10 protein-coding genes are annotated in these 11639 nt (G+C 47.0%); all 10 read right to left on the reverse strand.

Annotation, left to right across the window (positions count from 1 at the left end; translation table 11 throughout):
* Positions 1 to 1296: an amidohydrolase gene (locus KJS52_RS03640; protein WP_213513254.1), complete on the reverse strand. Its 1296-nt coding sequence runs from the start codon at positions 1294 to 1296 to the stop codon at positions 1 to 3.
* Positions 1277 to 1933, reverse strand: coding sequence for a redox-sensing transcriptional repressor Rex (locus KJS52_RS03645; protein ID WP_213513255.1), 657 nt, complete (start codon positions 1931 to 1933; stop codon positions 1277 to 1279). Before KJS52_RS03645 ends, KJS52_RS03640 begins: the two co-directional genes overlap by 20 nt.
* Positions 1934 to 1996: 63 nt before the next feature.
* Positions 1997 to 4864, reverse strand: a complete 2868-nt coding sequence (dinG, locus tag KJS52_RS03650; RefSeq protein ID WP_213513256.1) for an ATP-dependent DNA helicase DinG — start codon at positions 4862 to 4864, stop codon at positions 1997 to 1999.
* A gap of 16 nt (positions 4865 to 4880) precedes the next feature.
* Positions 4881 to 5690: a hypothetical protein gene (locus tag KJS52_RS03655; RefSeq protein WP_213513257.1), complete on the reverse strand. Its 810-nt coding sequence runs from the start codon at positions 5688 to 5690 to the stop codon at positions 4881 to 4883.
* A gap of 107 nt (positions 5691 to 5797) precedes the next feature.
* The gene (panD, locus tag KJS52_RS03660) at positions 5798 to 6181 is read right to left on the reverse strand and encodes an aspartate 1-decarboxylase (RefSeq protein WP_213513258.1); all 384 of its coding nucleotides are present in this window, start codon (positions 6179 to 6181) and stop codon (positions 5798 to 5800) included.
* Positions 6174 to 7067: a pantoate--beta-alanine ligase gene (gene panC, locus KJS52_RS03665; protein ID WP_213513260.1), complete on the reverse strand. Its 894-nt coding sequence runs from the start codon at positions 7065 to 7067 to the stop codon at positions 6174 to 6176. Before panC ends, panD begins: the two co-directional genes overlap by 8 nt.
* The gene (gene panB / locus KJS52_RS03670; protein ID WP_373871333.1) at positions 7064 to 7945 is read right to left on the reverse strand and encodes a 3-methyl-2-oxobutanoate hydroxymethyltransferase; all 882 of its coding nucleotides are present in this window, start codon (positions 7943 to 7945) and stop codon (positions 7064 to 7066) included. Before panB ends, panC begins: the two co-directional genes overlap by 4 nt.
* Positions 7946 to 8182: 237 nt before the next feature.
* Positions 8183 to 9160, reverse strand: coding sequence for a biotin--[acetyl-CoA-carboxylase] ligase (locus tag KJS52_RS03675; RefSeq protein ID WP_213513262.1), 978 nt, complete (start codon positions 9158 to 9160; stop codon positions 8183 to 8185).
* On the reverse strand, positions 9153 to 10439 hold the full coding sequence (locus KJS52_RS03680) for a CCA tRNA nucleotidyltransferase (protein WP_306433563.1): 1287 nt from the start codon (positions 10437 to 10439) through the stop codon (positions 9153 to 9155). The genes KJS52_RS03675 and KJS52_RS03680 overlap by 8 nt, the downstream gene beginning before the upstream one ends.
* Positions 10440 to 10451: 12 nt before the next feature.
* Positions 10452 to 11624, reverse strand: a complete 1173-nt coding sequence (gene bshA, locus KJS52_RS03685; RefSeq protein ID WP_213513802.1) for an N-acetyl-alpha-D-glucosaminyl L-malate synthase BshA — start codon at positions 11622 to 11624, stop codon at positions 10452 to 10454.
* Positions 11625 to 11639: the final 15 nt, after the last annotated feature.

The following is an 11639-nucleotide window of genomic DNA, read 5'->3' on the forward strand; positions in this document are numbered from 1 at the left end:
CTAAACCAATAAACGCTCGTAAGCCGCCTGTGCTTCGAAACGTATTTTCTCCTCATCCATAGTCAACAGCTCTCTATTTTTCACCAGCTGCTTGCCTGCCACCCATACATGCTGAACATCTCGGCCATTTGCTGCATATACGAGATGCGACACTAGATCCGTACGAGGGAAGAAATGAGGCTGATCGATATTGATTGCAATAAAGTCAGCTGCTTTGCCTGCTTCCAGCGAGCCAATATGATCATGCCAGATCGCCTGCGCTCCCAAGGAGGTAGCTAGCTGAAGAGCTGTATAGGCCGGAACAGCAGTTGGATCGCCATTAACACCTTTATGTAACAGTGCAGCAGCACGAATTTCCTGAAACAAATCAAGATTATTGTTGCTGGCGACGCTGTCCGTACCAAGTGATAGCTTGATACCCGCGCGCAGCAGTTCAGGCACGCGCGCCACACCGCTGCCTAGCTTCAAATTGCTAATCGGATTGTGAGAAATTGACGCGCCTCTGCGTGCCAGCAATTCGATTTCCTCATCCGTCAAATGAACAGCATGAGCGAGCAAAGCAGGTCTTGTAAAAAAGCCTAGCTCGTCAAGATGTGCAGCTGGACGCTTGCCATATTGATCAATATTTTGCTGCACTTCTGCTTTCGTTTCCGACATATGCGTATGAAGTGGCAAATCAAGATCATGGGCTGCCTGAATAATGCGCTGAATGTAATCTGGCGGACATGTGTAAGGGCCGTGCGGAGACAGCATCGTGCGAATTCGTCCGTCGCCTGCACCGTTCCATTGCTTGGCGAAGCTAATCGCTTCCTCCAGCTTGGCGGTTTGCTCCTCTGGAGAGCATAAGCCGATGACGCCTCGCGTCAAAAAGGCACGAATTCCTGCATCCACAGCTGCTTGCGCAACCTGGTCCATTCGATCATACATATCGACAAAGGTTGTCGTACCGCTAAGCAGCATTTCAGCGATTGCCAAATCGCTGCCTGCTCTTGTATCGGCGTTTTCGTATTTGGCTTCCATTGGCCACATTTTCTCCTGCAGCCAAACCTGTAAATTCAAATCATCAGAAAAACCGCGCAGCAGCGACATTGCCGCATGTCCATGCGTATTGACCAGACCCGGCATAAATAATAAGCCTTTGCCGTCTATAATGTCAGCTTGCTCGCTCACTTGCGGCGCTTGCTCACCAATATAGGAGATGACGCCTTGATCCACAACCATATGTCCGGTTAAAAGCTGCGGCTCTCCAGCAGCCATCGTAATGAATGCGCCGTTTTTAATCCATATCTGACTCATCGTAGCCCTCCTCTTTATGATTCAAATAATAGGCCAGACTAAGCAGCTCCTTCGTAAAATCTGCATGCTGCACGCGAACCTCGTCTGGCGCTCGCAATATTGTTGGAGCAAAATTCAGGATGCCTTCAATGCCGCCTGCAATAAGCTGATTCGCTACGTTTTGCGCTTCCTGTGCAGGCACAGTTATAATTCCGATTCTAATTTTTTGCTGCTTGATCGTGTCAGCCAGCTCTTCCATAGGCTGCACGACCAAATTGTTAATTTTAGTCCCAACCTTGGCTTCATGCGCATCAAAAACGGCAACGATCTGCATATTGTCCTTGCTGTATTTATTGTAATTGCATAACGCATGTCCCAAATTGCCCGCTCCGATCAAGGCAACTGAAATCGTCTGATTAATTTTAAGAATATGGCGTATTTTTTCAATCAAATAATCGACCTCATAGCCGATCCCTTTGCGGCCAAAGTCGCCAAAATAAGCAAGATCCTTGCGAATTTGTGCAGGATTAAAATCCAATAAATGACCTAGCTCCTGCGAGGAGACTGTTTTTACTTCACGAGCTTTAAGCTCATTCAGCACCTGCAAATATAATGGCAATCGTTTGACGACCGCATCCGAAATTTTCGTTTGCTTCATATCATGCTCCTCCTAAAAACAGTCTTTTAGTGCGTGTGAACATCCTCATATAGCGCTAGAGGCTTACTCCGCCAGCCACTGCTCCATTCGTTGCATCATCTGATCTGCATGCATCGTTTCAATCTTTGGTCCAGGCAAGGAGTATAGAAAATGCTTGCCGTAATAGGCTTCGATGACACGAGTATCATAAATAATTACAATTCCTTTATCGCTCGCTGTGCGAACCAGGCGGCCAAAGCCTTGCTTGAAGCGAATGACGGCTTGTGGTATCGACAGCTTCATAAACGGATTTTTGTTTTGGCGAATAAGCAGCTCGGATTTTGCTTCAATTAATGGATGATTTGGCGGCTGAAATGGCAATCTAACAATAGCAAGACATTGCAACGCTTCACCGGGAATATCCACGCCTTCCCAGAAGCTGCTTGTACCTAACAAAATTGAATTTTTTTGCTGTAAAAATCTTCTTGTCAGCTTTGTTCGATTATTGCTGTCTATGCCTTGCCCAAGTACAGTAATGTGCTGGGGCTCCAAAATGTCCTTCAACGGATCATATACCTGCTTCAGCATGCGATAGGAGGTAAACAGCACAAGCATTTTACCGCCGAGCTGCAAGGCGTTGTCGCTAAGTGAATGAACAAGCTTGTCAAGATAGGAGGCTGGAATATTAGCCCCTTTAAGCACCGGGAAATCACGCGGGATAATAACGAGCGCCTGCTCCCGATAATTAAACGGCGACTCCAAAATAACCTCATTTAATCTGCCGCTCTCATTGTATCCCTCCAAGCCAAGCTGCTCCTTCACATATGTGAAGTTTTTCTGAATCGACAATGTAGCGGAGGTCATAACAACGCTATCCTTGACATCAAACAAATATTTTTTCAGCAGATTGGAAACATCAACCGGCGAGGAAAGCAGCTGTAATGAACGATGCTTATATGCTTGCGCACCTTCAATCCAGTATACATAATCTTCCATTTTGAATTCGATAAATTGTCTAAGCTCATCCTTGATCGTGCTCAGCTCACGTACAACACCGCCCAGATCCGTTAGCAGCCCATTCAACACCAAATCATCATCAAGTCGTTCCTTAATGTCAGAAGCAAGCTTCTCAAGCGTCTTGGCGAAGCGATTCAGCTGAACATAAACCTCATTTTCGCTTTCAACAATACTGCTCCACTGCTGCGGCAGCTTATTGCGATTAAGACGCAGCACAAGCGCTCCTGCCTGATCAGCCGCTTGTTCATTGGACTGCTCAGCTTCATTGCAAACGACCTCATACATATATTCAAACAGCTTATCCCAATATTCCTTAATCGTTTGCAGGGTCGGATAAGCGCTGTCTATTGTCTCGTTCCAGGCCGCCAGATGGTCATCGCCATCCTCTGCAATCCGTACGCGCAATGAAGGCAGCAGCCCGCTTCTCATATCCTTATACAGCGCAGTCATTGCATGAATATACGAAAAATAATTCAATTGGTTGCCAAGATGCTTGCTCGCCACTTCTTCCAAATGATGCGCCTCGTCCAGCACTAAATAATTGTAGCTTGGCAATAGACGATGATCAGCTTGAATGTCCGTAAAAATCATCGAATGATTTGTTATGCAAACATCAGCAATATTTGCTTCATGCTTGGCGCGATGATAGTAGCAGCGCTTAAACCATGGACAGGCGCGATTGAGACAGGAATCTGCGTCGCTAGCTACTGTTCCCCAAAAATCTTGACCGCGCAGTCCCAAATTAAGCTCCTCTTGGTCGCCATTTTCCGTTTCAGTCAGCCAAACGACCATTTGCGCTGCTGTAATCGGATCATCAACAGGCGCAACAAAGTCAAGCAAATTAAGCTTGTGCTCGAATTTTCGCATACATAAATAGTTGCTGCGTCCCTTCAGCAGTGAAGCGCGAATGGGAAAGGGCAGCACTTCGTTAAGCAGCGGAACATCGCGATGTCTGAGCTGCTCCTGCAAATTAATCGTATGCGTGCTGACAACAATTTTTTCTTCCGCCTGAATGCCGTAATACAACGCCGGAATTAAGTAGCCAAGCGATTTACCGGTACCGGTACCAGCTTCTATCAATAAATGCTTCTGATTGCTTAACGCATCAAATACATCAGAGAACATCTGCATTTGCGGCTTTCGCTGCTCATAATTGGCATAAAGCTCTTGAAAGCGAGCTTGTACATCCTCAATGTATTGGGAAAAGCTTTTAGATTGCTCAAAATAGTTGTTTGCATTCTCAGCTTCACGTACTGAAGCCTCTTCTTGCCAAGGCTTGGCCTTTAGTGCAAACTGCCGATAATAATCATATTCAGCAGAATCAAACAGCACTGCTTGCTCGGCGAGTCCCACATTGTATTTCATAAACCAGCCTAAATCGCGGCTCTCATCAAAAAATGAAGATAGCCGCTGCAAAGTAAGCAGCGGCAGGGAACGAAGCTTTTGAACACATTGGATGAAAATTTGGGCTGTTGCCATAGCATCAGCATCTGCTTGATGGTGCTGCTCATGGACGATGCCAAGCTGCTCGGCTGCCGTTCCTAATTGATAAGAAGTAATGGAAGGGAATAAAATACGCAATAATTCCATAGTATCAAGTCTCCTTCCGGCAAACGGAAGGTAACCGCATTGATCAAGGGCATGATTTAGAAAATTGGCGTCAAAGCCAACGTTATGAGCAACGAGAACGGCGTCATCAATCCGTGGAATCACTTCAAGCAGCGCGTCATTCAAATCAGGAGCATCTTGAACATCAGCTTCGGTAATTCCAGTCAAATTAGTGATAAAGGCTGGAATTTCAACTGTTGGCTTTACAAATGTGCTGAACGTATCGACGACTTCAAGCTCATCCGATACAACGACCAGCCCAATTTGTATAATTTGGTCCAACACGCTATGTCCTGTTGTCTCCAAATCCAAAATGGCATATTTCATTCCTAGACCGTTCCTCTCACATACAGCACAATTCCGTGCTTCCAAAATATAATGACAGATGCTGAGGCGACTCCACACAGCTTTGCAAATTTTTAAGTGGATCCTCAAACTGCGGATAAAGCTGATAAGCCTTTTTGAACAGCAGCTCTGCCTGATTTAAATTAAGCTTGATTGCTTGTATACAGCCGAGTGCATTGTAGCTGAGTGCAAGCCATTTGGGAAAATCACTTAATACCGTTAATAATTGAAACTGCCTTTGCGCTTCACTCCAGTTGCGCAAATGCATCAAGCTCATTCCGTAATAAATGCGAGCGATATTGCATTCAGGCTGTTCCGCTATAATGGTTTGCAAAATCCGTGCAGCTTCTGCAAACATAAACAGCTTATAATAGCCCTGTGCCTGATCCAAAGCCAGCTCATGCTCGGGAGAAATGAACAAATCACATTCATTGCAGCTTGCCGCTTCAGACTCGTGATATAAGGCAGTAATGCCAGCAGGATATTGCGGCTGCGGCTGCTTCGGTATGTCGTGCTGAGCTGATGACTGACGCTTGGGCAATGAATCTGCTGCAGTCACATTCGTCGATGCAGCCTCTGCTTCAGCAGCCTGCTGCACAGCTTCCTCCTGCAAGCAGCGATACAGCTCAAAAAACAGCACGAGCTTTTCTTCAACCGATACATAATGATCCATCAATAAATCATTGGTCTCCTTCAGCTGCTGCACACGATAGCAAAATTCAGCTTTAAGCTCATCGTCTGCGTTACTGTAATGCTCAATAATGTAGTCAAGAAGTTCATGCATGGATGAAAACAGTTCATTGATCATTCCACATCCCGCCTTCTTAAAGTTGTTGGAGTGTACGGTCATTTTTTGTTGAAAGCTCTGTTTTCATTCAGCATGGCAGCTGTTACATAATGAAGGGATTAACTTGATTATAGTATGGTTGAGTGAATTTCACCATTCATATATTGAACGGGCTTATTATTTGCATCCAACACGACAATTGTCGGTTTATACGAATGAGCTTGCTCCTCGGTCATTAAGCTGTATGAAATTATAATAACATGATCTCCCGGCTGTACCAAGCGCGCAGCTGCTCCATTCAAGCAAATCACTCCGCTGCCGCGTTCTCCCTTGATAACATAGGTTTCAAGACGAGCGCCATTGTTGTTGTTGACAACTTGCACTTTTTCATTTTCCAGCAAATCGGCAGCCTCCATTAGCTCCTCGTCTATTGTAATGCTGCCCACATAATTTAAATTCGCTTCTGTCACTGTCGCACGGTGTAGCTTCGATTTCATCATCGTTCTATACACGTTCGATCACCTCTTCTACATGGAATAACGCATTATCAATCAATCTTGTACTGCCAAAACGCACTGCTAGTGCCACAATAAATTTGCGATCTGCCAAAGCATCAAGCAAGCCCTCGTGTGCAGGTACTGGCATCAATGCAGGATATTCCAGCAGCTCAACATAATCAATGTCGCCAGAGGTTTTCTCCTTTATGTTGTCAGTTACGAGCTCAATGCATTGCGCTGGTGTCATTGCGCCGTTCAGCTTTAGTGCATTGGCAAGCTCGCTTAGCGACTCGCTCAGCACAGTAGCTTCACTCCGCTGTATCGCCGATAAATACACATTGCGCGAGCTTAGTGCAAGGCCGTCAGGCTCGCGCACGATCGGACACGGAACAATTTCGACATTCATATCCAAATCAGCAACCATTTGCTCGATAACAGCAACCTGCTGGGCATCCTTCAAGCCAAAATATGCCCGTGTCGGCTCAACTAGATGAAACAGCTTGCTTACGACCAAACCAACGCCGTCGAAATGTCCGGGGCGCGAGGCGCCGCATAATCGTTCGCTAACCTCTGCGACTTTAATGGAGGTCAACGGTTTGCTCGGGTACATTTCCTGAACGGATGGTATAAAAACAATATCTGTACCACATTGTGCCGCAAGCGCTACATCACGCTGCTCATCTCTTGGATAGCGGTCCAAATCTTCATTAGGTCCGAATTGCATTGGATTGACAAAAATACTAAGAACTACGATATCATTTTCTTCTCTTGCAGCTCTCAGCAAGCTTGCATGCCCTTCGTGCAAATATCCCATTGTTGGAACAAAGCCGATCGTTTTTCCTTGTCCCTTTGCCTCTTTAACAGCCAGCTTCAGCTGCTGCTTCGTACGACAAATGTTCATGAGTTGTTGGCTCCTTTTGATTGTGCAGAAGCTGAGCCATGTCCATATAATGAATCCAGTGTGCCTGCCTCGCCTTGAAAGGCATGCTCCTCAGCTGGGAATTGGCGGCTTTTCACGTCCTGCACATATTGACTAATTGCATCACGAATTGTCGTCCCGACATCTGCATAGCTTTTCACAAATCGTTTTGAAACATGCGGTGATGCGTATTGCAATATATCATGATACACAAGTACTTGACCATCACAGCCGCGTCCGGCACCGATGCCAATCGTTGGAATTTCCAGTCGCTCGCTAATATAGCTTGCAAGCTGCTCGGTTACAAGCTCCAGCACAATGGCAAATGCCCCCGCTTCCTGCAAGGCAAGCGCATCGTCAAGCAGCTTTTTTGCATCTTTTTCCAGCTTGCCCTGTACCTTGTAGCCGCTAAGCTGGTGAACGGCTTGCGGTGTTAAGCCAATATGGCCCATTACGGGTATACCAGCATCGACCAGCGCCTTCACATGAGCGGTAATTTCTGCACCACCCTCCAGCTTGACAGCCTGCACCTGAGCCTGCTGCATAATGCGTGCTGCATTCGTTAATGTATGCTCTATCGTTACACCGTACGTCATAAATGGCATATCGGTTACAATAAAGGTATGCTGTGCTCCACGTGCCACAGCTCGCGCATGATGGATCATATCCTCAAGCGTAACGGGAATTGTAGTGTCGTAGCCAAGCACGACATTTCCTAATGAATCGCCAACAAGGATTACATCTACCTCTGCTTCCTCAGCGAGCTTGGCGGCAGGATAATCATAAGCGGTCAACACCGAAATCGGCATACCTTCTGCTTTCATCTTCGCCATTGCAGAAATCGTCAGTCTTTTTTTCAATTCATTCAGCTCCTTTAGTTGTTGGTCAGCACAAAAAAACCTTTTAGCCATCGCTAAAAAGGTCCTCGAACGTAAAGGAAACGATTGCTAGTAATGCTTCCTTCTGTCTCGGTCCCTTCGGCTCTGAGCAGAGTGTGCATTCTAAATATTCATTTTAGATATATACACAAATCAGTGCAGTTTCTTACGAATACTGCCTGGTAGACCTAGTGTAGCAGAAAATAGCCAGCTCGTAAATTACTGCTTTATTTCACCCATCTCTGCAGAATAAATTTCCCGTTCGCTGCCATCATCCATTCTGACTACAATTGAGCCAGCCGCGGTTAAACGAAGCGGAACGGCTTCAAACTGCTCCTGTGGCGTCGTTAGGCTAATCCGCTTGCCAAGTGACAGGGCATAGCTCTCCCACAGCTCAGCAATAGGCTGGAAGCCTTTCTGATCGTAAAGATTGAATAACGCCTCGAGCTCAAGCATAATCGCTTCCACCAGCTTTTCCCGCTGCTGCGGCTTGCCGCTTTCAATTCGCAGCGAGGTCGCTTTTTGCAGCAGCTCTTGATCATAATCTTTCTCTCCAAGATTCACATCTATGCCGAGCCCGGCAATAACATATCGAAGCTGCTGTTCCTCCGCCGCCGATTCAAGCAAAATGCCGCTAAGCTTTTTGCCCTGGTGCAAAATATCATTGGGCCATTTAATGCCGACCTCAAGCGCAGTGACAGTGCGAATCGCTCTCGTTAGAGCAACTGCCGCTAGCAATGTAAGCTGCGGCGCCAGCTGAATAGGCGTTGCTGGCCGTAAAATAATGCTCATCCATACACCCTTTGCATAGGGCGAATGCCAGTTGCGTCCCATTCTGCCTTTTCCTTGCAGCTGCTGCTCCGCCAGCACAACGATGCCTTCCTTTCCGCCCTGCTCAGCAAGCTCGCGAGCAATCGTTTGGGTAGAGGAAACGGCGTCATAGTAATGAATCGTATGCCCAAAGCGATGACCGGCAAGTACCTGCTCTACCTTGTCAGCCTGGAATGGACTTGGCGCATAGAGCAGACGATAGCCCTGCTTCGTAATCGCTTCGATTTCATAGCCTTGCGCTTCTAGCTTTTTTATTTGCTTCCAAACTGCTGTTCTGCTAATCCCCAATTCCTCACTAATTTTTTCCCCCGAAATAAATTGGTCGGAGGCCGTTAGCAATTGAATAAGCCGCTCATTATTATTCATTGATTGCATCATCCTCATTCTGTGCTTTTACAAATCTCTCGATCTCCTGCTTATTGTTGCCAAGCTTGCCGCTGGCAACTGCTATGAACAACTGCTCCAGCAGCGCTTTCAGCCATGGTCCTGCCGGTTTATTACTCCAATCAAGCAATTGCTTACCTTGCACAGCAAGCTGCTTGACGCTCTTTACTGGCAATGATTCATGAAGCTGCTGCAGCAGCTTTACCTGAGTAGAAAACGGTTGAAATTGCTCCAGCCATAGCTCAAGCAGCTCAAGCGGATATTGCAGCAGCAGCTGCAGCCATTGCTGCTTCAGCTCGTCAGCCAGTCCAGGCCTGTTATTAGTCTGAGCAGCTGCATCCGTTTCTTCAACGGCTTGCTGCAGCCACTCGCAAAGCTTCAGCAGCGTGCCTGCATCGCCTTGCAGCCGCTTGCTAAGCCGCAGCCTCCTCATATCATGGGCAGCCTGTCCGCTGCTCAAACCAAAATGAAGAAATAACAGCGCCCAGCATGTGCTCTCCGCCCGCGAAGCGATAGATGGCAGCTGTCGCAAGCTGCCATTCGCCAACAGCAGCTTTTCCTTCGTAAAATGCAGCAGCCTGCTTTCCTTCAGCATGTGCAAATTAGGATGCAGTTCATCGGCTTGCAGCAGCCTTCCCAGCTCATATGCAACCCGCTCCATCGCAATATGCTGCAGCAGCTCGCCGTGCTGCCAAATCGCCTGTTGACACTGCTCGTCTATACGCAGGCGATAAGCAGCGGCAAAACGGAGTGCGCGCAGCATGCGCAGCGCATCCTCCTGAAAGCGTTGGCTGCTTGAGCCTACTGTAGCCAAAATGCGGTTATGTAAATCACTTTGCCCGCCATACGGATCATAAAGCTTCCAATGCCGGTCAATTGCCATCGCATTTATTGTAAAATCTCTTCGCTGCAAATCCTGCTCAAGCTCGTCAACGAAAGCAATTTGCCCGGGATGTCTGTAGTCACTATAGCTTGACTCTGTGCGAAAGGTCGTCACTTCATAGCTATTATGCTTATGAACAACCGTTACCGTTCCATGCTGCAACCCGGTTGGTATGCTGCGGGGAAACAGCTCCAGCACCTGCTCCGGTCTGGCGCTTGTCGCAATATCTATATCATGAATAGGCTTGCCGAGCAATGTATCTCGTACTGCACCGCCTACAAAAAAGGCGGAAAAGCCTGCATGCAGGAGGATGTCCAGCACCGAACATGCCTCCCTCATAGCAGGCTGAATAAGTCGTGGGTTAATTTGCTGTGTCATGCGCTTCACCTACTAAGAGCGACATAAATCATAAGAGAACGGCTTGATTTCCGATTCAAGGCCCAGCACCTTATAGTAAATGCTCTCGTATTCATGCGTAATTCGATCATTGCAAAATTCTGTGTGAGCACGTTCAATGCAAGCAGCGACAAATGTCTGATAAAGCTTGTCATCGCTAAGCAGCTTGACTGCATGCTCCGCCATCGCGTCTATATCGCCAACTGGTGATAAAAATCCTGTCTCGCCATGTGTGACAAGCTCAGGGATGCCTCCTGCCATGGAGCCAATTGTCGGCACACCGCAAGCCATCGCTTCCAGTGCTACCAAGCCAAAGCTTTCCTTCTCGGAAGGCAATAGCAAAACATCAGCAAGCGATATAATTTGCGCCACATCCTCCTGCTTTCCTAAAAACAGAACCTTATGCTCTAGTCCCATCGCTTTAATTTTGCATTGAATTTTTGTCAGCTCCGGTCCTTCACCAACTAGCAACAGCTTGGCTGGCAGCTTGCGCTGTACCTTTTCAAATATATCAACGACATCCGATACGCGCTTTACTGGTCGGAAATTCGATATATGCATCAAAATTTTCTCATTTGGCGCAGCATAATCTTGACGAAGTCCAGTAATATCGCGTGGATAGTATACACGCTTGTCAACAAAGTTATAAGTTAGCTCAATCGGCGTAGCAATATCTAGCAATTGTCGCGTTTCCCGAATTAGATCCTGCGACACCGCTGTAACCGCATCACTTTGGTGGATCGCCAGACGAATCAAGTCCTTGAGCGACTCATCCTGCGCCAGCACCGTTATATCGGTGCCATGCAGCGTTGTAACCGTTTTTAAGCCATTATTCAGCATCTGCTTCGCCAAATACGCACAAACCGCATGAGGAATTGCATAATGAACATGAATCAAGTCGAGATTTTGCATTTGCGCAACTTGGGCCATTTTGCTTGCCAGGCTAAGATCATAAGGAGGGTAGCGGAACACATAATAATCGTTTACCTCGACCTCATGAAAATAAATGTTCTTGTGAAACTTGCCCAAGCGGAATGGTACGCTATGCGTAATAAAATGAATTTCATGACCTCGTTCGGCAAGCAGCTTGCCAAGCTCAGTCGCAACAACTCCAGAGCCCCCGAGTGTCGGGTAGCAGGTTATCCCTATTTTAAGTTTACGCGTCAGGGTGACGCACCTCCT

This window comes from Paenibacillus montaniterrae, from assembly GCF_018403185.1.
In the GTDB taxonomy this organism is placed as follows: domain Bacteria; phylum Bacillota; class Bacilli; order Paenibacillales; family Paenibacillaceae; genus Pristimantibacillus; species Pristimantibacillus montaniterrae.

Excerpts from the sequence above, each read along its gene's own strand:
- KJS52_RS03640 (WP_213513254.1), bottom strand. The coding sequence starts at position 1,296 with ATGAGTCAGATATGGATTAAAAACGGCGCATTCATTACGATGGCTGCT.
- KJS52_RS03645 (WP_213513255.1), bottom strand. The coding sequence starts at position 1,933 with ATGAAGCAAACGAAAATTTCGGATGCGGTCGTCAAACGATTGCCATTA.
- dinG (WP_213513256.1), bottom strand. The coding sequence starts at position 4,864 with ATGAAATATGCCATTTTGGATTTGGAGACAACAGGACATAGCGTGTTG.
- KJS52_RS03655 (WP_213513257.1), bottom strand. The coding sequence starts at position 5,690 with ATGATCAATGAACTGTTTTCATCCATGCATGAACTTCTTGACTACATT.
- panC (WP_213513260.1), bottom strand. The coding sequence starts at position 7,067 with ATGAACATTTGTCGTACGAAGCAGCAGCTGAAGCTGGCTGTTAAAGAG.
- KJS52_RS03675 (WP_213513262.1), bottom strand. The coding sequence starts at position 9,160 with ATGAATAATAATGAGCGGCTTATTCAATTGCTAACGGCCTCCGACCAA.
- KJS52_RS03680 (WP_306433563.1), bottom strand. The coding sequence starts at position 10,439 with ATGACACAGCAAATTAACCCACGACTTATTCAGCCTGCTATGAGGGAG.